Source organism: Nereida ignava, from assembly GCF_047114695.1.
Lineage (GTDB): Bacteria > Pseudomonadota > Alphaproteobacteria > Rhodobacterales > Rhodobacteraceae > Nereida > Nereida ignava.
The window spans coordinates 1,995,148-2,014,690 of sequence record NZ_CP112885.1; the positions used below are offsets into that span (position 1 = coordinate 1,995,148).

The window sequence follows — 19,543 nt, forward strand, 5'->3', positions numbered from 1 at the left end:
AGCCGCAAGGCTTAGAAAGGTTTGACCACGACCAGCCACAAAACACCAATTGCGCCGAAGACGCTCACTTCATTGAAAACTCGTAGCCAGCGGTCAGAACGTGGGAATTGGCCTTGCTTGGCAGCTGAAACCATCTTGCCGGTGTAAGCGTAATGAGCAGCTAGGCACGCCACAACAACCAGTTTCCACCAAACCCATTGCGGGAAGCCCCAAAGGCTTGCCAGCCAGATACCAGTGAAGATTGCGATCACTGCAAGGCCTGCGGAAAAACGATACAGTCGGTACGTTAGATCGCCTAAATCACCGTTAACACCGTGTTTATCAAAGTCGCGCTTCCAATAGATGAGCGCGCGGGGAACGGCGAAGATGGACGTCATCCAGCCCATAACGCACAGAATATGTATGATTTTGATCCAGTCCATACGCCTTGGGTGAACCTTGCTGCGGCGTTTTGCAAGATGGGAATCCTTGCCTCAGCGTGAAATTGGTTATATTCTCTTACCAATCGTATCAAGCTGGAGCGTTTATCATGGAAATGCCTGTCCCGAATACTGCTGTGTTGTCTAAAAAAGCAGCTGTTGTGCGTCGGTTGAGCGAGGTTTTGCCCTCGGACGCGGTGATCCATGAAGAGCGCGAGGTGAAGGCGTATGAATGCGATGCGCTCACCGCTTACAAGTGCCCACCGCTTGCCGCAGTATTGCCAAGCACAACTGAACAGGTCGCGGCGGTTTTGAAAATTTGCCACGAAGAAAACGTCCCCGTGGTGCCGCGCGGCTCTGGCACGTCGCTTGCTGGTGGTGCTTTGCCCACTGCGGATTGTGTGATCCTTGGGGTGTCGCGCATGAATGAAGTTCTTGAGACGAACTACGATGACCGCTACGTGCGGGTCCAATCTGGCCGAACTAATTTGAGTGTGACCGGGGCCGTTGAAGAGAACGATTTCTTTTACGCACCTGATCCCTCCAGCCAGCTTGCATGCGCGATTGCTGGTAACATCGCTATGAACTCGGGCGGTGCGCATTGTCTGAAATATGGTGTGACGACCAACAATTTGATGGGCGTCAAGATGGTCACGATGGAGGGTGAAATCCTCGAGATCGGAGGTGCGCATCTGGATGCTGCAGGGCTTGATCTGCTTGGGCTTATTTGTGGGTCGGAAGGTCAGCTTGGTGTTGTCACCGAAGCGACCCTGCGGATTTTGCGTAAACCCGAAGGCGCGCGCCCGGTGTTGGTGGCCTTTAACGATAATGAAGTCGCTGGCGCCTGTGTCGCAGACATTATCAAGGCGGGCGTTCTGCCCGTGGCGATTGAATTTATGGACCGGCTTTGCATCGAGACAACAGAAAATTTTGCCCAAGCTGGCTACCCTGATTGTAATGCGCTGTTGATCATTGAGGTCGAAGGGTCTGACGCCGAGATTGATATGCAGCTTGATCTGATTGCCAAGATCGCAGCCAAGCACGATCCAATTGAAGTGCGCCAAAGCAAAAGCGCCGAAGAAAGTGCCGCGATTTGGTTGGGTAGAAAATCTGCGTTTGGCGCGATTGGCCAGATTAGCGATTACATGTGTCTTGACGGAACAATCCCTGTTTCTGCGCTGCCCCAAGTGCTTGGTCGGATTGGTGAGTTGTCAGAGCAATATGGCTTGCAGGTTGGCAATGTGTTCCATGCAGGCGACGGCAATATGCACCCGCTGATCCTTTATAATGCGAACAAAGACGGTGATTTGGAGCTGTGCGAGCAGATGGGCGCAGATATTTTGCGTTTGTGTGTCGAAGTGGGAGGGTGCCTGACGGGTGAGCATGGTGTCGGCATTGAGAAGCGCGATTTGATGGTCGATCAATACGCCCCTGATGATCTGGACATTCAGATGTCAGTCAAAGATGTGTTTGACCCCAAGTGGCTTTTGAACCCTGCAAAAGTGTTCCCGCTTGCCTCATCTGATGCGCGCCGCGTGAGTAGTATCGCGGCGGAATAAGCGCCTCTTTTTGGATATTTAGAAACAAAAGAAGTTATCATGAGACCTGAAACTGAAGCGGCGTTAGCCGAAAATATTGCGGCTGCTCGTGGTCCATTGCGTATTGTTGGCGGTGGCACCCGCGATATTGGCGCCCCTGTCGCGGGGGAGTTGGTTGAGACAGCTGGCATGTCGGGGATCACGCTTTATGAGCCCGGTGCGCTGACGCTTGTGGCCAAAGCTGGAACGCCTTTGTCAGAGATTGAGGCGGCAGTTGCCGTGGAAAACCAACGCCTTGCATTTGAACCGATGGATCACCGCGGCCTGCTTGGCACATCTGGCACATCGACGATTGGTGGTTGTGTTGCTGCAAACGTAAGTGGCCCGCGCCGCATCTCGGTGGGTGCCTGCCGCGATCATATGCTGGGCGTGCGTATGGTTGATGGGGCTGGCCGCATTTTGAAAAATGGTGGCCGTGTGATGAAGAATGTCACAGGGTACGATCTTGTGAAATTGATGTCCGGCAGCTTTGGAACTTTGGGTGTTCTGACGGAGGTGTCGCTTAAGGTCCTTCCCGTTGCGCAGACCCAAGCCACAATCATTTTGCATGATGTAGATGCAGTGCGCGCAGTTGAGGCTCTGTCCGCCGGTCTGGGCAGCCCCTATGAAGTTACAGGCGCCGCCTATGATCCAGCGCTGCGTGAGGCTTACCTGCGCATCGAAGGATTTGAATACAGCGTGACGTATCGCACTGGTGAATTGAAAAAGGTGCTGGCTGGTTTTGGTGAGATGAGCGTTTCCGATGACGTGACCTTGTGGGAAGGCATTCGGGATGTGTCCGTGTTCCACGGTAAAGAAGGCGATGTTTGGCGTATTTCTGTCCGTCCTTCTGACGCGCCTGCAGTCTTGGAAGCGGCTGGTGCGGATGCAGCGTTGTTGGATTGGGGTGGCGGTTTGATTTGGCTGCGCGTTGCAGAGGGGCGTGACGTGCGCACCGCGTTACAGGGTATTGCGGGCCACGCCACGTTGGTGCGCGCCTCTGCGCAAACGCGTGCATCCTTGCCTGTGTTCCATCCGGAAGTTGCAGAAGTGCGCCGCTTGAGTGACGCGTTGCGGGCCAAATTTGACCCACGCGGCATTTTGAATACAGGATTGATGGGGTAGGCCATGCGTACTGAATTTACCGAAGAACAATTGTTGGATCCGGCCACGGCACGCTCGAACAAGATCCTACGAACTTGTGTGCACTGCGGCTTTTGTACTGCGACGTGCCCTACGTATCAGGTTTTGGGGGATGAATTGGACAGCCCTCGCGGGCGGATTTACCTGATCAAAGATATGCTGGAAAATAATCGTGCGCCTGACCCAGATACGGTCAAGCACGTTGATCGATGCTTGTCATGTTTGGCATGTATGTCGACCTGTCCTAGCGGTGTGCATTACATGCATTTGGTTGACCATGCGCGCGAGTACATCGAACAGAATTATAAACGCCGTTGGGATGATCGCGTGTTGCGGTGGGTGCTGTCGAAAATATTGCCTTATCCCATGCGTTTTCGGTGGGCGCTTGCAGGTGCAAAATTAGGGCGTCCGTTCGCAAAGTTGATGCCTGATGCGCGGCTTCGGGCGATGCTTGAGATGGCGCCTAAAACGATACCGCCGGTTAGCCGCAACGATGATCCGCAAACATTTGCGCCGAAAGCCGAAAAGAAAATGCGCGTGGCATTGATGACGGGCTGTGCGCAAAAGGCGCTTAACACTGACATTAACGACGCCACTATCCGGCTTTTGACCCGACTGGGGTGCGAGGTGGTTGTGGCCGAGGGTGTGGGTTGTTGTGGGGCGCTGACCCATCACATGGGCAAAACGTCTGAAAGTCATTCGGCGGCGGGTGCCAACATCAAAGCGTGGATGAAGCATGTAAATGGTGATGGTCTTGATGCTGTTGTCATCAACACAAGTGGATGCGGCACCACGATCAAAGATTACGGCCATATGTTTGAGGGCACTGATCTTGCGAGTGATGCCAAAACAATCGCAGGCCTTGCGATGGATGTATCTGAGGTTTTGATGAAGCTTGATATGCCACCGCTGCCTGAACAAAACATGACTGTGGCGTATCACGCAGCTTGCTCGTTGCAGCATGGCCAACAGATCAAGACGTTTCCCAAAGACCTTTTGCGAAACGCGGGTTTTGACGTTGTGGAACCGGCGGATAGCCATCTGTGTTGTGGGTCTGCGGGGACGTACAACTTGATGCAGCCTGCCATTTCAAAGCAACTTAAGGACCGGAAAGTAAGAACCCTTGAGGCCAAGAACCCAGATGTGATTGCGGCTGGTAACATCGGCTGCATGATGCAAATTGGCTCTGCCGCAAGTGTGCCAATTGTTCATACAGTTGAGCTGTTGGATTGGGCAACAGGTGGTCCTTTGCCTCCTGCGTTTGAGCGCGACGCGAGTGCGCCGCAGGTTCCTATCTTGCGTTAGGTGCTAAAGGCGGCCAAAGTTTAGCTTCAAACTTTGGTAGAAAAATCTATGCGCTTTGCCTTTCTCTTGGTGTCGTTTTTTCTTTCGCCGACGTTTTTGTTGGCGGAAGACACGCGGCTTAGCCAGTTTCAAACAGGTGATGACAACCGTGGTTTTGAAGGTGTGGGTCAGCTCGATATTGCTGGGACGGGCTTTTGCACTGGTGCGCTTATCACGCCGCAGGTGGTGCTGACCGCTGCGCATTGTTTGTTTGACAAAAACAGCGGCACGCGGATTGATCATCGTACGATCCGGTTTCTGGCAGGGCTGCGCAATGGGCGCGCGCAGAGTTACCGTCAGGTCACACGCGCTGTTGTCGCCGAAGGGTATGATTATTCCAACGCCACTCCTACGACACGCATCCGCATGGACATTGCTTTGTTGGAACTTGAGCGACCGATCCGTGACACAAGAGTGAAACCTTTTTTGACGGACCGTTTGCCCAAGCGGGGGGATAATGTTGGTGTTGTTTCATACGCACATGACCGTGCAAGTGCCGCCTCAATCCAAGAGGTATGTGCAGTTTTGGGCAAGCAAGCCGGTGCGCTTGTGCTTTCCTGTGAGGTGGATTTCGGCAGTTCAGGAGCGCCGATTTTTCAGTTTCAAAATGGTGTCGCAAAGATTGTTTCTGTTGTGTCTGCTAAGGCGGAAATGGATGGGCAGGGCGTTTCTTTGGGGGCAAACCTTCAACAAAACCTGGAAGGTCTTGCCAGCCGTCTGAACGCAGGCGAAGGGCAATGGAAGGGGCAATCCGGTGCGCGCAGCAAAACAATTTTAAGTGGCCAACGGTCCGAGACTGGCGCGAAGTTTATCAAACCCTAACTGCGTACGATCTGAGGGGCTTGAAACGCTGCAAAGCCGTTCCCAACTATATTTCACGGTCGCCAACACTGGGGCCGTCGAACTATTGGACCATGCCCAATCGGGATGGCCGCACACCTATCGCTTCTAGGAGGATACCCATGCGAACTCTTGATATGTCACCGCTTTACCGCGCCACTGTTGGCTTTGATCAGATTGCTGATTTGATGGACCGTGTCATGACGAATGACGCAGGCACACAAAGCTACCCACCCTATAACATTGAGAAAACCGACGAAGATGGATACCGGATTTCCATCGCAGTTGCAGGCTTTTCTGAAGATGATCTTGAGGTCGAGGTAAAGGAAAATGCTCTGCACATCACCGCCAGCAAACCCCAAGAAACCGCAAAGCGCACCTATCTGCATCGCGGGATTGCGACCCGTGCGTTTTCGCGGCGGTTCCATCTGGCAGATCATGTCCGTGTAACAGGTGCGGTTCACAAGGACGGCATGCTGCACATTGATTTGCTGCGCGAAGTGCCCGAAGCGTTGAAACCGCGCCAAATCCCCATTCAAAGCCAGCCGCCGGTTACGTCTAACGTGGTGGACGCGAAGGCTGTAAATTAAACCACGCTATCAATCCCGCTGAACAATAAAAAAGGCGCGGCATTTATATGTGCCGCGCCTTCGTTTTGCCTGTCATGTCGTCGGTTAGACGGACATGCACATGTATTTCAGCTCAAGATATTCTTCGATGCCGTGGTGGCTGCCTTCGCGGCCAAGGCCGGATTGCTTGATGCCACCAAAGGGGGCGTTCTCGGTGCTGATGATGCCTGTGTTGATGCCAACGATGCCGTATTCCAGCGCCTCTGCTACTTTGTAAACGCGGCTCAGGTCTTTGGCGTAGAAGTAGCAGGCAAGACCAAAGATCGTATCGTTTGCCATCTCAATCACCTCATCTTCGTTCTCAAATTTGAACAAAGGTGCCATCGGCCCAAAGGTTTCTTCTTGGCTGACTTTCATCTCTTGGGTCACGTCGGTCAAAATGGTGGGCGCAAAAAACAGCGGTCCAGTGTTGTCACGTGAGCCGCCCATCAGCACTGACGCGCCTTTGGATGTGGCATCTGCGATATGATCTTCAACTTTTTCAACGGCTTTGGGCGAAATCAACGGGCCAAGATCTGCGCCGTCAAAACCACTACCGATTTTCAATTTTGCCACTGCTGCTGCAAATTTCTGGGCAAAGGCGTCATAGACGCCGGCCTGCACATAAATGCGATTTGCACAGACGCATGTCTGGCCGTTGTTGCGGAATTTGCACGCAATCGCGCCAATCACAGCTTCATCCAAATCGGCGTCATCAAACACGATGAACGGTGCGTTTCCACCCAGCTCCATAGAGCACTTCATCACTTGATCGGCGGCCTGAGATAGCAAAATGCGCCCCACAGCGGTTGAACCGGTGAATGTCAATTTGCGTACAGTCAGATTTTCGCAGAACTCTTTGCCCGTTGATGAGGCGTCAGATGTGGTCACCACTTGGAACAAGCCTGCAGGCAGTCCGGCACGGGTGGCCAATTCACCGATAGCCAAGGCAGACAGCGGTGTAAGCTCGGACGGACGGGCTACAAATGCGCAGCCTGCTGCCAACGCAGGCGCTGCTTTGCGGGTGATCATTGCATTGGGGAAGTTCCACGGGGTGATCGATGCGGCAACGCCGATGGGTTGTTTGATCACTGTGATGCGCTTGTCCGCTTGGTGTCCGGGGATTGTCTCACCGTAGATGCGTTTGGCTTGCTCTGCGAAGAATTCCACAAATGAAGCACCATATCCGATCTCGCCGCGTGCCTCGGCAAGTGGTTTGCCCATTTCTGCGGTAAGAATGATTGCGAGGTCTTCTTGCGCGGCCATCATCAAATCAAACCATTTCCGCAGGACCTGCGAGCGTTCCTTGGCGGCCAGTTTTGCCCATGCCTTTTGTGCGCTTTGTGCGTGCTCAATTGCGGCTGCAACTTGGGCGCGCGACAGATCTGCGACTTGGGCCACCACATCCCCCGTGGCAGGGTCGGTCACATCAAACGTGCCTTCATCGCCATCCACCCATTCGCCGTTAACATAGGCTTGGGTGCGCAATAAAGCGGTGTCATTCAGGCGTGAAATCAGGTCTTGTGTCCCCATTGGGAAAACTCCTCGTTCGTTTTTCTTGTTTGATGACATGGCGCGCGTAACCTGTCTAGCAACCATGGGTGTGCGTGAAGAAGGTATAAGGACATGACGGTAAACAGCGCGCGATATCTTTGGAGATGGATGAGGTCGTCAGGCTTGGTGCGCAAGGTACTCATGCAATGAGTTTGGGAGTGCTGTATTGGCTGGGTGCCGCGGTGCTGGCCGCATATGTCGGTTGGAAAAGTCTTGCGGATGATGTCACCCAACTTCGCAGTGTTGTGCAGACGTTAGGTGTCACACTTTTGTGGCTGGCAGGGTGGCAAACCCTTCTTGCCCTGGCCTACCTTGGATTGCGGACGCAGGGCGCAGTTTTGTATGAGCTTCAAGTTGTCCTCTTGTTGAGTGCCACTGCGGCAATTATCTGGGTGCCAGTAGGCGTGATCGCATATCTCGGACGCGCGCTGCGCGAACGGCGGTAACAGAAAAAGGGCGGATTGAACGATGTGGCGTATTTTAGTCTTGTTTCTTCTGGTGCTGAGCGCGCTGTATGTGTGTCTGTTGATGTATTTTCGCACAGCACACCGCGAACGGCTGATCGCCAGATGGGCCTCCGAATTACGGGTAGGTGACCGCGACGCCTTCATCAATGAAGAGATGACCGGCTATATGAAGTCGCTCAAGCTGTGGTTGGCCGTGGTGATCTACATCGTCCCAATTGGTGTCGGTGCGACGCTGATTTACGTCCAGAACTTTATGTAGAAAAGAGCCTGTCCGATGCGTTTCATTAAGTGGTCGATCATTACCGTATTTTGGCTGAGCGTCGGCTCGGTTCTGTATTACAGTCTGCCACAGCGCGACATCGTTCAGATCAAAGGGACCGAGATTTTGCGCGCTGATTTGTCCGGCTGGAACCGCGTGTTCTATGCGCAATCCGACAGCGGCAATGACGCGACCCTGCAAAACCGTGATTTGCGGTTGATCAACACGCGCACGGCCCGCGAGCGGCCTTATGTATTTCGTAACGAAGATACGGGCTTTGGCTGGCCATTTTATTTCAAACTCGACAGCTCAAACCTACAGGCTGAAGCCCAGTCTGTTGAACGTGATGAGTGGTACGCTGTTACCCATTACGGTTTGCGCAGCGAGTTTCTTTCGATCTATCCAAACGCGATCAGTATCAAGCGTGTCACAGGGCCGGATGTCCAGCTTATCCCGTGGTTCAACATCGTTTTTCTGACCATACTCGCAGCGGTCTTTTGGGCCGTTTGGGTGCGGTGGCGTAGGTTCCGCGTTGCCAAGATTGATCCCCTCTGGGACGAGGTCGATGAAAGCCTTGATGGAACACGCACGCGCATTCGTGGCTGGCTTGGTCGTTAAACCAAGCCGCTTTATTCGCCGTAGGGCACCCAGATATTTTTCACTTGGGTGGCATGCGCCAGCATTTGTTTCGTCTGGTCACGGCTCCAGTCTGTTTCTAGCCCGTTGTTGACCCATGTGCGTTTTAGATTGCCCACGGACGCGATTTCGACAGCCTTAGATACATCTGCACTGCCGAAACTCCAACAGGCCTCAATGCTCATGTGACCTGCAAGATGTGGCGCCAGTTCACTATGCGAGCCGGTTAAAATATTCACGACGCCCGCAGGGATGTCTGACGTTTCCAACACTTGGATCAGATCTGTTGCGGCCAATGGAAAAGGCTCTGAGGCGCACAAGATAATGCGGTTCCCCATCGCCAATGCAGGGGCCAGCGTGCTGATCAGACCCAACAGAGGTGCCTCATTGGGCGCGATAATCCCGATGGTGCCGATTGGTTCGTGCATTGCCATTGCCACGCCGCGCATGGGTACATCATGGATATTGCCGTCGTATTTATCTGCCCAAGCTGCCGCACTAAACAGGCGATCAAGGGACGCTGCGACTTCGGTGGCTCCGCCTTTGCCGCCCTGCATGGCGTCAAGGCGCGCGGCAAATTCATCGCTGCGCGCTGCCAAGTTCTCGGCAAGATAGTATAGAATTTGCGCGCGCAGGTGGCCTGTTGTTGCGGACCATGATTTTGCGGCTTGGGTGGCTTCGGCGGCGTTGCGAATATCTTTGCGGCTTGCCAAGCTGACATGCCCCAAAAGGTCGCCCTTTTTGCCAAAAATAGCCTTTGAATATCCGCTGTCTGGACGTGCGTGTTTGCCGCCGATGTAAAGCTTGGCCGTACGGTCTATCGCGTCAGCGGGGGCTGCATCACCGGTATAGGCGGTCAGGGTGCCAAGCGGTTTGCGTACAGTTTTCGGCTTTGTGTAAGCGCTGAGCCCTTCCCATCCGCCTTCGCGCCCAAAGCCGCTTTCGCGTACGCCGCCAAAGCCGCTGGCTGCGTCCATCATGTTCGTGCCGTTGATCCAGACGATGCCGCTGACAAGCTTGGGGGCGATGTCTAGTGCGAGGTTGATGTTCTCTGACCACACCGAGGCGGCCAAGCCGTAACGGGTATTGTTAGCAACCTCCACAGCCTCTGCGGGGGTGCGGAATGTCGTTGCGCACAGCACAGGGCCAAAAATTTCCCGCTGCATCAAATCATCTGCCGGATGCAGGCCCGTGATGAGTGTTGGGGGGTAAAAGCACCCGTCGGGGGCTGATGTTTGGAACAGTTCACCATCTTCGTTGGAAGCCACAAGTGACGTGATTGTCTCAAGCTGCACTGGATCAACGATTGCACCCACGTCGATTGATTTATCAAGAGGATCGCCCACGCGGAGCGCTTTCATGCGGGTTTTGAGGCGTGCATAAACATCATCTGCGATGCCTTCTTGAACCAACAGGCGCGAGCCTGCGCAGCACACTTGGCCTTGGTTGAACCAAATCGCATCGACCAGCCCTTCAACAGCGCTGTCGATATCGGCGTCGTCGAAAATAATGTAAGGGGACTTGCCCCCCAACTCGAGGGTCAAGGCTTTGCCGGTGCCTGATGTGGCCTCGCGGATGATCCGCCCAACTTGGGTTGAGCCAGTGAATGCAATTTTGTCTACGTCCGCCGCCACGATCATTTCGCCTACCGCGGCATCACCAGTCACAATGTTCACAACGCCCTTGGGAACGCCGGCTTGTTGACAGATTTGGGCAAACAACAATGCGGTGAGCGATGTGTATTCTGCAGGCTTCAGCACAACTGTGTTGCCCATTGCCAGTGCCGGCGCGATCTTCCAGGCCAACATCAATAGCGGAAAGTTCCACGGGATGATCTGACCGCAAACACCAAGTGCTTCTGCGTCAGGCAACTCGCTGCGCATCAGTTGCGCCATGCCCGCGTGGTAATAGAAATGGCGCTGCGCCAAGGGCACATCAATGTCGCGGCTCTCGCGGATTGGTTTGCCATTATCGAGCGTTTCAAGAACAGCAAAAAGACGGCTGTGTTTTTGTAAAAGGCGTGCAATCGCATAAAGCACTTTTGCACGAGGGTGACCGTCTTTGGCCCATTTTGGTTGCGCCTTGCGGGCGGCTTTCACGGCGGCATCTACATCTGATTGATGAGCCTGACTGATCTTTGCGAGTGCCTCGCCGGTAGCGGGGTTGTTGCTTACAAAGCCATTGCTATGCGTGGTGAACGCCCCGTCAATGAAATGTCCGAATGCCGCGTTATGTTTGGCCAGCCACGCCATGGCTTCTGATGTGCTTTCAGGCGCGGTTCCGTAATCCATCGTTTCGAAAATGTCTTTTACTGTCATAAGTTATCCAATCGGATGGCGGTGGGTGGCGGAGTAGCGCCCCGTTAGATGATGTTCGAGTTGGCGCTCGATGTCGCCAAGAAGAGAGGAAGCCCCAAAGCGGAACAGATCGGGCTGTAGCCAGCGGTCACCAAGTTCCTCTTTGATCATCGCAAGATAGGTGATTGCATCCTTGGCCTTTGAAATACCGCCTGCAGGTTTGTAGCCCACCATGAGGCCCGTTCTGGCGTGATAGGCCCGAATTGCCCGCAGCATCGTCAGGGTCACTGGTAGGGTCGCATTAACCGGCTCTTTGCCGGTGGATGTCTTGATGAAGTCAGAGCCTGCCATCATGCACACCAAACTGGCGCGGGCAACATTGCGTAACGTGCCCAACTCGCCTGTTGCAAGAATGGCTTTCATGTGGGCTGGCCCACAAGCTTCACGCATGGCCTTTGTCTCATCATAAAGCGCCTGCCAGTTGCCTGTAAGGGCGTGACGGCGCGAGATGACGATATCGATTTCACAGGCCCCCGCCTTTACGCTTTCGCGGATTTCTTCAAGCCTTAGGTGCAGTGGGGATAGGCCCGCTGGAAAGCCAGTTGAAACAGCCGCCACTGGAATGCCAGTGCCTTCAAGGGCTTTCACGGCGGTTTGAATCATGTCGTGGTACACACATACTGCGCCCGTCGTCAGGTTTGGCAGGCCGAAAATATCTAATGTTTGGGATGCAACGGGCTGTTTGGCCTTGGCGCACAGCCTGCGAACGCGCCCCTGCGTATCATCACCGGATAGGGTGGTCAGATCGATGCATGAAACTGCTTTCAGCAACCAAGCGGCTTGATGGTCTTTCTTGACCGAACGCCGCGCGGGAAGCGTTTTGGCGCGTCGCTCAATCGCTGAGGTGTTGGCCTGAACGCTTGCGACCCAATCAAGATCAAGTGGGATGCCATCGTTGCGCGGCAGCGTGACAGAGGGAAGTTGAGACAAGGTTTGCATAAATTTACGATGACGCCTTTGCCGAATTGGTGCAAGATTTGCCTCACCGATACACCCAAAGTGAAACGGTGCAAAGCGCGGCGATTACTGGCTGTGCGACAAATCCTAGCCAAAAGGGTTCGGGGGCGCTAAGAGCTTGCCAAACCCAAGCTGGAGACGCTGCCCAATGTCATTTGATCGCTCACTGAAAATCGCCCCGTCCATTTTGTCTGCGGATTTTGCCAATTTTGGTGCAGAGTGTGAGGCCGTTGAGGCGCAAGGCGCTGATTGGGTTCATGTGGATGTAATGGACGGTCATTTCGTGCCTAACATCACTTTTGGTCCCAGCACCTGCAAAGCGATCCGTCCGCACATCAAAGGCGTGATGGACGTACACTTGATGATTGCGCCGGTTGATCCCTACATCGAAGCATTTGCCGAAAGCGGCGCAGATTTCATCACGGCCCACGTTGAGGCCGGCCCGCATATCCACCGGACTTTGCAGGCGATCCGTGGTGCGGGTGCCAAAGCGGGCGTTGCGTTGAACCCCGCGACCCCTGCCAGTGCGGTAGAAGAGTTGCTCGATATGGTTGATTTGGTCTGTGTTATGACCGTGAACCCGGGTTTTGGAGGGCAGTCGTTTATCGACATGACCGCAAAAGTTGCCAAGCTGCGCGCAATGATCGGTGACCGCCCAATTCATATCGAAATCGACGGCGGCGTGACCCCTGCTACGGCACCTCTGGTTGCCAATGCTGGGGCTGATGTGTTGGTGGCGGGTTCTGCAGTTTTCCGTGGTGGATCAGTTTCAAACCCCGCACCTTACGGCGAAAACATTCGTGCGATCCGAGACGCCTGCGCCTAAGCCTCAGTGCTGGGTGTCTTGACGCTCGACAGTGAAGAAAAAGTCGTCTGGATGGTCTTGAAAAACCACGTCATTAGGCACGGTTTCAGGGCCGCCTAGAAACACGTTGGCCCCGAAGTGTCTGTGCAGCCGGCCCAGACGTTCCATGCGTGGGCTGGTGATTTCGGTGTAGAACTTTTCGAAAGTATCCGACTTTCGGAGCGCTTTAATTTTGTCGCGGTGCGCATGAACGCATGCGACGTGCTGCGCCGAAATTTCGGGGTCCGACAGCATCTGCGCAAGCTCCGCTTTGAGGCGGGGCACCATGCGCAGGATTGAGGTGTCTTCCTCTTCGTTGTTATTCATTCGGAACCAATAGGCGAGGCCCTGATCGCGATCGACATGATTGACGCGGCCGCGGTCGCGTTTGACCAAAAAGCTTTCAGCGGATCGCACCGCATAGTGGTTCAAGGATACCAGATCATACCCATAGGTATCGGACGTTGAGCGCCATGCGTTGCGAAAACTGTCCTGTGGCATCGGGCGGCCCGAGCCGTTCACCCACCGCAAATTGTCTTTGAGTTGTGGCCGCAATCCTTTGGGGCGGTGAACACCAAGCTTTTTGAAAATACCGTCTTGGCGAAAAAGGGTTTTGAATCCCCACGCTTGGTGCGGTTTATTGGCAAATTCGCGCGCACATCTGGTGTAGTTTTCGGTAAGTAGATGATCCTCAAATTCATGGATTTCAGCGTTGCCAAACAAGCGCCATGTCATGCTGATCATGTTCGCATCAGGCACCGCGTCAAACAACGCGCCAAGTGTGCCGTCACCGGTGTGAACACAAATGAACTCGTCCACATCCATTGATACGGCCCACGCAGAGTTTTGAACAATCGCTTCTTTTTCCGATGCAGCAAGGGCCGCGTGCTGTGGCTTTAGATCAGTGCCCTTGAACGGATTTTCGCGGTGCTGCAGATAGCCCTTTGCTTGGAGCAGATCCAGAAATGTGTCCGTTCCATCATCACAATTGTTGGTGTAGACAATGAAATTCTCAACGCCGATTGCGCGGTGATAAGCGATCCATTCAAGAATAAATGGCCCTTCGTTTTTCATGCAGGTTACGATCACCGTAGATCGATCGTTCGGATCCCTCTTACGCAGTTTTTCGGCAGGGACGCGGACAGGGGACGCCCCCCAAGCCTGCCGTGATAAAGCCAATAAATGTGGGTCTTCAACCAGCGAGGTTTTGGGCACGATCGCGCTGATGTTTTGGTGACGATGGCGCATATTCATGCAATTGTAATAGAGCATCGCCTGCGCGGGGTCTGCATCTGCGCCGACAACGCGGATCATCCGCCAGACTGTATCGGGACCGGTTATTGATGGCGCGACACACCAGCGTTTCTTGGCTTTGTTGGTATCAAATTGCACGCAGGTATGATCGCTAAAATGGGGGGCGTTGCCCTGGCGAACCCGCCACGGAAAACATCGCCGCCCCGCCAAGGTAATGACACCACCTTGCGCTGATACGGTCGCGTCGAAAATGTTCTTGCCATCAACGGGCGCTAGCAGATCGCAAACTTCAATGTTTGCGACAGCCCGTGCATTGGCCAGAAAGCGTATCTTGGCTATTTCATAGATCAACAGCTCTCCAAGTGGGCTATCCCAAGGCGACGGCGGCGGAACTTTCATCCGGTCTTTGCCAGGGGCCGTTGGCGCGCAATAAGGGTGAGTTTCTGACGGCAGGGTCGCGTCACCCAAAGGCAGCGGGCTGCGTAGGATCACAATGCGGATCAAACCCACTACTGAGCGCAAAGCGTCATCAAGAAGTGGGTCATTGGGCGCGCGGTCAACGATCAGGGCCGCTTGTGCGCCGTGGTGTTCATGGTGATAGGTAAGCCAGTCGACTACGTCTTGCGGGCTTTCGCCGTTGCGTACTGAAAGCAATGTATTGAGGCCATCAAAGAGATCAGTTTCAACTTTAGATGGCGTGAAACGTGGTGAGCCCAACAGGGGTAGGGTGTTGCTATAGCTGGTGCCGCGCACCAACAGCCCTTCGCCTATGCTGCGCACTTCGTCGATAGGATACTCAGGCGTTGAAATCACGGTTTCCACGTTGGTGCCGCGGGCGAGATACGTGCGAGAAACACCATCGTCGATCACTTGATCCAACACGCGAACAGTCCCGCTTGGTATAGGAACATCCGTCACGGGTAGGGTGCGAAACAGAAGGTCAGTCATTTTGATAGGCCTGCTGTAAACGGTGTAAATGGGCTTGTGCCATTTCGGCCGTCGGTGCTGATGAACTGCCCGCAAGCATCAACTGCCAATATCGTTGCACTGCGTCCGCGTCCTGCATCAATTTCTCAAAAGTACGCCGGTGCCAATTTTGTGCACGCGTCTCTATGTTCGAAATCTCTGGGGTCTCAATTGCGCTTCTGTCTGGAGGCGGAAGTGGATCATGGGTTTCGTCGTTCCAATTGCGGCTGACCCAATAACCAACATCAATATCACGCTCCATCTTGTTTGGCAGGCCGCGTTGCGCCTTGAGCATGAACTCTGCGGTTGAGCGAATTGAATAATGGTTCAGTTGCACAAGCGGGCGCGGGCAATCGTTGCCGAATAAATTGATCCTTCCGTTTGATGTTACGAATTGATTGGGCAACGGGTTTAGGCCGTTGTCTACCCATGTCGCAGTCTTGTTTTTGATCGGTTTGGGCCGGTGGATGCCCGCCTCACGAAAAGCACTGCGCCGGAAGAGAGTTTTGAAAAAATGTGCAAGAGGTAGCGCGATGTCGCGCGGTGCGGATTGCGTAAAGCGGGTCGTTACCGGTTCAAACGATATGTCGTGCCGCCCTGCGTTTCCAAACAGGCGCCAAGGCATGGCGATTGCGTCCGCACCGTCTGCGCGTTGGATCAAATCCCGCAGGTTTGTGACCCCTTTGGAAAGGCAGACATACTCATCAACGTCGATGAACATGATCCAGTCGGCAGCATGATACGCAGGGTCCTGTGCGGCGGTTTTCAGCGCTTGCCATTGAAGTGTTCGCACGCCCTCGTGTGTTTGTCGGTGATGGGTCAGCCAATCCTGAGTGGCACATGCATCAAGAAGCTGATCCGTGCCATCGTCGCAATCGTTTGAGAACGCCAGAACGTGGTCAATCCCAATGGCGCGCAGATGTGCCAGCCAGTCAACAAGGTACGGCCCCTCGTTCTTGACGCATGTAATTGCGAGTATGTTCATAGAATGCCTTCGTGGCTTGCTGCTCGTTACTGCCATGATGATAGCGAACCTTGCTGCAAAACGACAACCTTTGTTCCTTAAAATGCCAGCTAAATGCCTTGCTTTGGTAACAAACAGTTGGTGAAGTGGCGGTAGTTGATGAGTACCCACGTATGAAAAGCGCCACAGGGGCGCTGGCTTCAGTGGGCGAGGTGGTGTGATGTCCAAACTTCCTAAAATAGCCAGCCTGTGGATTGGCGGCCGTCTTTCATGGCTTGAACAGCTGTGCCTGAAAAGCTTTGCAGATGCGGGGCATGAGACTACTTTATATAGTTACAGCCCCATTGAGAACGTGCCCGACGGTGTGAAGGCTGCCGATGCGGAAGAAATTTTCCCGGCTGAGCCGATGTACCGCCATGCGCGCACAGGATCCCCCGCGATCCATGCGGATTTGTGGCGGCTGAATATGATTAAGCAAACCGGTCAAGTGTGGGTTGACGCGGATATGTATTGCTGGCGTCCTTTTGACATTGCGGGCGGGCATATTTTTGGCTGGGAGAAGCCCAATCTTGTGTGCAACGCGGTGTTGGGCCTGCCGCAAGACAGCCCCGCGCTTGATCTGATGTTGGCGTTTTTCAAAGATGAATATGCGATTGGTCCGTGGCTTAAGCCGTGGCAGCAAAAAGAGTTGCAGGCAGAAAAAGATGCGGGCCGACCTGTTCATATGACAGAACAAAATTGGGGCTTTACCGGACCTGCGGCAGTGACATATTTCCTCAACCAGACCGGTGAAATTGACAAAGCCCAGCCTGAGACAGGCTTTTATCCAATCAGTTTTCCGGATCGAAATCATATGATCATGTCGCGGTTCAATATTGAAGAGCGTCTCACAGAAGGTACTTACGGGGTGCACTTTTGGGCCCGCCGTATGAAGCCACGGCTTGAGGAAAAAGAGGGTGGCATTCCCCGCAGGGGAAGCTTTATGGCGGGTTTGATCGACAAGCATGCGATCAAACCGGATGACGCGCCAATCCCAACGAAGATTGTGACTGCACCGGCCATCGCGAGCGACCCTGATGGATGTGCACAGATTGCTTTGGCTGCACTTGCCAAAGATGCCTCAATCGATGCGCTAAGTCGTAAATACCGCGTTGAAAAGTCCTTCATCAAAGAATGCCGAGACACGCTTGTGCGCGGCGCGCCATCACTTTTCAAAACGGGATCGTGATAATGGCGGATGATTTGAAGCCGCCGCAAGAACCTGAAGTAAGCAAAGGTGATTGGCGCGCAGAGCTGGCGCGTGTGGGTGAGCAACGTGGTTTTTACGAAGAGATCGGTGCTGAGCATACCAGCCTGTTTGTTCGTGGCGAAGGTGCAGGGGCCAAGACGTTAATCGTTACTTTCGAAAACCTTGACCATGTATTTGAAGGCGCCGATGACCGCATGCCATGGGGCTATGATTTTGTGACATCACGGGGGTGGTCGATGCTTGGGATGATGGCCCATAGTTGGACATGGTACCGCGATGAGCATGTGTTTGACTTCTTTGACCGACTTCAGGCCGAAGGCTTTTTCGAACAGTTCGATAATGTCGTGTTTTACGGCGCATCCATGGGGGCCTATGCTGCATCGGTGTTTTGCGCGGCCGCGCCGGGCTCAACAGCGATTTTGCTCAGCCCACAAGCAACGCTGTCGCGCGATGTTGCGCCGTGGGAAACGCGGTACCGTAAAGCATGGGCACGCAGCTATTCCGGGCGGTACGCCTATGGTCCGGATCAAGTAGAAAATGCGAACCGTGTGCATCTTTTTTATGACCCCCGAGAACCGCTTGATGCGATGCATGCGGCACTTTTTCAGGGGCGCAACATCACCAAGTACCACTGTCGGTTCATGGGTCATCGTATCGCGTCACTTTGGATGCGGATGGGTGTTTTGAAGCAGGTTGTGATGGGCTGTGTAGACGGCACGATGAACCGGCAAATGTTTTATAAATTGATGCGCGCCCGCCTGCTGACTGTGCGGTACCAACAAGAGATGCTGCGGCGTTTGCAAAAGCTTGACCGGCCTTGGCTCATCGCAAATTACACCCGTGCAGTGCTTAATACCCGCAGAGGCCCCAAGTTTCGCCGCGCGCTTGCAAAGGCCGAAGCGCAGCTGACTGCCCAAAAACAAGGCAAATAATCCTGCTTTACGCTTTGGTCCAAAAAGCTTGGACCTATCGTAAGCTTGCCTGTTGCCAAATGCGGGCAAACAAGTTTCACTCTTACTTCGTCGTCATTGACATGACCGTTTTTGGGAGGAAACAAGATGAATAAATTACTACAACGTACCGCGATCGCAGCCCTGTCACTGGCATTTGCTGGTGAGGCTCTTGCGACTGAATGGAATGTCTCGCTGTGGGGTAAACGCCGCGCCTTTACCGAGCATGTCGAAAAGCTTGCTGAATTAGTAAGCGAGAAAACCGGCGGTGAGTTTACACTCAACATCAGCTACGGTGGCTTGTCTAAGAACCGCGAAAACCTTGACGGCATCAGCATCGGTGCATTCGAAATGGCGCAATTCTGTGCCGGCTATCACCGCGATAAAAACCCATCGATCACTGTTTTGGAATTGCCGTTTCTGGGCGTAAGTAGCCTTGAGCAAGAGCGCGAAATTTCGCAAGCGCTCTATCAACAGCCTGCGGTCCAAGAGGATTTGGCCCGTTGGAATGCGACCCTTTTGATGCCCTCGCCACTGCCACAGTACAACATTGTGGGTGTCGGTGATGCGCCAACAACACTTGCGGCCTATGAAGGTCTGAGTGTTCGCGCCACGGGCGGGATCGGCAAAGCCATGGAAGCCGTTGGTGCTGTGCCCACATCTATGTCAGCGACCGAAGTGCGTCAGGCCATGGACAGCGGCGTCGTCAAGGCGGTCAGCTTTGCGCCCCACGCGCATATGTCATTTGGCACCATTGAAAACGCCAAGTGGTGGACCACAAACCTGAACCCCGGCACAGTTAACTGCCCAGTGGTTGCAAATACCGATGCGCTGAATGATTTGTCTGATGCGCACCGCGCGGCACTTTTGGGCTCGATCGACGAGGCGCTTGATCACTACATCGCCACATACAACGGTGCGACAATGGACGCTTGGGGTCCTGCCTTGGATGAGCGCGGCATCGAGCGCGTGACCTATTCCGACAGCGAATTGGCGGCGTTCAAAGACAAAGTGGCAGGCCCCGCGGCGGCAGCTTGGGTTGCGGATAACACCGCCAAAGGCTTGCCCGCGCAGGAGTTGCTCGACTTTGTGTCAGGCATGATTTCAAGCGGTAGCTAAGCGCGAAGTATGAGCTAAGCACCTCGCGCAGAATAC

General features: G+C 54.0%; 18 protein-coding genes. 12 read left to right on the forward strand and 6 right to left on the reverse strand.

The features are described 5' to 3' along the window. Positions 1-11: 11 nt before the first annotated feature. Complete coding sequence (locus OLX08_RS09865; RefSeq protein WP_341245775.1) at positions 12-422, reverse strand: CopD family protein; 411 nt, start codon at positions 420-422, stop codon at positions 12-14. A 107-nt stretch (positions 423-529) separates the two neighbouring features. Here OLX08_RS09865 and OLX08_RS09870 point away from each other — a divergent pair, with 107 nt between their 5' ends. From OLX08_RS09870 to OLX08_RS09890, 5 genes are all read left to right on the forward strand, one after another. Next, the gene (locus tag OLX08_RS09870; RefSeq protein WP_391481154.1) at positions 530-1,978 is read left to right on the forward strand and encodes an FAD-linked oxidase C-terminal domain-containing protein; all 1,449 of its coding nucleotides are present in this window, start codon (positions 530-532) and stop codon (positions 1,976-1,978) included. Between the two features lie 39 nt (positions 1,979-2,017). After that, the gene (glcE, locus tag OLX08_RS09875; protein ID WP_391481156.1) at positions 2,018-3,121 is read left to right on the forward strand and encodes a glycolate oxidase subunit GlcE; all 1,104 of its coding nucleotides are present in this window, start codon (positions 2,018-2,020) and stop codon (positions 3,119-3,121) included. A gap of 3 nt (positions 3,122-3,124) precedes the next feature. Then, complete coding sequence (glcF, locus tag OLX08_RS09880; RefSeq protein WP_391481157.1) at positions 3,125-4,444, forward strand: glycolate oxidase subunit GlcF; 1,320 nt, start codon at positions 3,125-3,127, stop codon at positions 4,442-4,444. A gap of 69 nt (positions 4,445-4,513) precedes the next feature. After that, entirely contained in the window at positions 4,514-5,305 is a 792-nt protein-coding gene (locus OLX08_RS09885) for a trypsin-like serine peptidase (RefSeq protein WP_391481159.1), read from the forward strand. Between the two features lie 140 nt (positions 5,306-5,445). Beyond that, a complete protein-coding gene (locus tag OLX08_RS09890) occupies positions 5,446-5,913 on the forward strand; it encodes an Hsp20 family protein (RefSeq protein ID WP_391481161.1) in 468 nt (155 codons plus the stop codon). 84 nt (positions 5,914-5,997) lie between these two features. On the opposite strand, the gene OLX08_RS09895 is transcribed toward OLX08_RS09890, so the two are convergent. Beyond that, positions 5,998-7,464 (reverse strand): NAD-dependent succinate-semialdehyde dehydrogenase, encoded by a 1,467-nt coding sequence (locus tag OLX08_RS09895; RefSeq protein WP_391481162.1) that lies wholly within the window; start codon positions 7,462-7,464, stop codon positions 5,998-6,000. 167 nt (positions 7,465-7,631) lie between these two features. Between OLX08_RS09895 and OLX08_RS09900 the strand changes: the two genes are divergently transcribed. From OLX08_RS09900 to OLX08_RS09910, 3 genes are read left to right on the forward strand one after another with little or no spacing between them, the layout of a single operon-like run. Beyond that, positions 7,632-7,931: a hypothetical protein gene (locus tag OLX08_RS09900; RefSeq protein ID WP_391481164.1), complete on the forward strand. Its 300-nt coding sequence runs from the start codon at positions 7,632-7,634 to the stop codon at positions 7,929-7,931. Between the two features lie 22 nt (positions 7,932-7,953). Next, a complete protein-coding gene (locus OLX08_RS09905) occupies positions 7,954-8,211 on the forward strand; it encodes a hypothetical protein (RefSeq protein WP_391481165.1) in 258 nt (85 codons plus the stop codon). Positions 8,212-8,226: 15 nt separating this feature from the next. Next, positions 8,227-8,829: a DUF1523 family protein gene (locus OLX08_RS09910; RefSeq protein ID WP_391481166.1), complete on the forward strand. Its 603-nt coding sequence runs from the start codon at positions 8,227-8,229 to the stop codon at positions 8,827-8,829. 11 nt (positions 8,830-8,840) lie between these two features. Here the strand turns inward: OLX08_RS09910 and OLX08_RS09915 are convergent, their stop codons facing one another. After that, on the reverse strand, positions 8,841-11,165 hold the full coding sequence (locus OLX08_RS09915; protein WP_391481168.1) for an aldehyde dehydrogenase family protein: 2,325 nt from the start codon (positions 11,163-11,165) through the stop codon (positions 8,841-8,843). A gap of 3 nt (positions 11,166-11,168) precedes the next feature. After that, entirely contained in the window at positions 11,169-12,143 is a 975-nt protein-coding gene (gene deoC, locus OLX08_RS09920; RefSeq protein ID WP_391481170.1) for a deoxyribose-phosphate aldolase, read from the reverse strand. A 166-nt stretch (positions 12,144-12,309) separates the two neighbouring features. On the opposite strand from deoC, the gene rpe reads away from it, so the two are divergent. Then, positions 12,310-12,987, forward strand: a complete 678-nt coding sequence (gene rpe, locus OLX08_RS09925) for a ribulose-phosphate 3-epimerase (RefSeq protein WP_391481171.1) — start codon at positions 12,310-12,312, stop codon at positions 12,985-12,987. 3 nt (positions 12,988-12,990) lie between these two features. Here the strand turns inward: rpe and OLX08_RS09930 are convergent, their stop codons facing one another. After that, complete coding sequence (locus OLX08_RS09930) at positions 12,991-15,207, reverse strand: glycosyltransferase family 2 protein (RefSeq protein WP_391481173.1); 2,217 nt, start codon at positions 15,205-15,207, stop codon at positions 12,991-12,993. Then, a complete protein-coding gene (locus tag OLX08_RS09935; protein ID WP_391481174.1) occupies positions 15,200-16,210 on the reverse strand; it encodes a glycosyltransferase family 2 protein in 1,011 nt (336 codons plus the stop codon). Before OLX08_RS09935 ends, OLX08_RS09930 begins: the two co-directional genes overlap by 8 nt. Positions 16,211-16,409: 199 nt before the next feature. Here OLX08_RS09935 and OLX08_RS09940 point away from each other — a divergent pair, with 199 nt between their 5' ends. The 3 genes from OLX08_RS09940 to dctP all read left to right on the forward strand — a co-directional run bounded on the left by OLX08_RS09940 (position 16,410) and on the right by dctP (position 19,507). After that, entirely contained in the window at positions 16,410-17,417 is a 1,008-nt protein-coding gene (locus tag OLX08_RS09940; RefSeq protein ID WP_391481176.1) for a hypothetical protein, read from the forward strand. Between the two features lie 2 nt (positions 17,418-17,419). Further along, a complete protein-coding gene (locus OLX08_RS09945) occupies positions 17,420-18,370 on the forward strand; it encodes a hypothetical protein (RefSeq protein ID WP_391481178.1) in 951 nt (316 codons plus the stop codon). A 126-nt stretch (positions 18,371-18,496) separates the two neighbouring features. Then, entirely contained in the window at positions 18,497-19,507 is a 1,011-nt protein-coding gene (gene dctP, locus OLX08_RS09950; RefSeq protein ID WP_048599216.1) for a TRAP transporter substrate-binding protein DctP, read from the forward strand. Positions 19,508-19,543 lie beyond the last annotated feature (36 nt).

Bases quoted from the DNA above. Each gene is read 5' to 3' on its own strand.
- OLX08_RS09865 (WP_341245775.1), bottom strand. From the start codon at position 422: ATGGACTGGATCAAAATCATACATATTCTGTGCGTTATGGGCTGGATG.
- deoC (WP_391481170.1), bottom strand. From the start codon at position 12,143: ATGCAAACCTTGTCTCAACTTCCCTCTGTCACGCTGCCGCGCAACGAT.
- OLX08_RS09935 (WP_391481174.1), bottom strand. From the start codon at position 16,210: ATGAACATACTCGCAATTACATGCGTCAAGAACGAGGGGCCGTACCTT.
- OLX08_RS09930 (WP_391481173.1), bottom strand. From the start codon at position 15,207: ATGACTGACCTTCTGTTTCGCACCCTACCCGTGACGGATGTTCCTATA.
- glcE (WP_391481156.1), top strand. From the start codon at position 2,018: ATGAGACCTGAAACTGAAGCGGCGTTAGCCGAAAATATTGCGGCTGCT.
- OLX08_RS09915 (WP_391481168.1), bottom strand. From the start codon at position 11,165: ATGACAGTAAAAGACATTTTCGAAACGATGGATTACGGAACCGCGCCT.
- glcF (WP_391481157.1), top strand. From the start codon at position 3,125: ATGCGTACTGAATTTACCGAAGAACAATTGTTGGATCCGGCCACGGCA.
- OLX08_RS09940 (WP_391481176.1), top strand. From the start codon at position 16,410: ATGTCCAAACTTCCTAAAATAGCCAGCCTGTGGATTGGCGGCCGTCTT.
- OLX08_RS09905 (WP_391481165.1), top strand. From the start codon at position 7,954: ATGTGGCGTATTTTAGTCTTGTTTCTTCTGGTGCTGAGCGCGCTGTAT.
- OLX08_RS09910 (WP_391481166.1), top strand. From the start codon at position 8,227: ATGCGTTTCATTAAGTGGTCGATCATTACCGTATTTTGGCTGAGCGTC.
- dctP (WP_048599216.1), top strand. From the start codon at position 18,497: ATGAATAAATTACTACAACGTACCGCGATCGCAGCCCTGTCACTGGCA.
- OLX08_RS09900 (WP_391481164.1), top strand. From the start codon at position 7,632: ATGAGTTTGGGAGTGCTGTATTGGCTGGGTGCCGCGGTGCTGGCCGCA.
- rpe (WP_391481171.1), top strand. From the start codon at position 12,310: ATGTCATTTGATCGCTCACTGAAAATCGCCCCGTCCATTTTGTCTGCG.
- OLX08_RS09895 (WP_391481162.1), bottom strand. From the start codon at position 7,464: ATGGGGACACAAGACCTGATTTCACGCCTGAATGACACCGCTTTATTG.
- OLX08_RS09945 (WP_391481178.1), top strand. From the start codon at position 17,420: ATGGCGGATGATTTGAAGCCGCCGCAAGAACCTGAAGTAAGCAAAGGT.
- OLX08_RS09890 (WP_391481161.1), top strand. From the start codon at position 5,446: ATGCGAACTCTTGATATGTCACCGCTTTACCGCGCCACTGTTGGCTTT.
- OLX08_RS09870 (WP_391481154.1), top strand. From the start codon at position 530: ATGGAAATGCCTGTCCCGAATACTGCTGTGTTGTCTAAAAAAGCAGCT.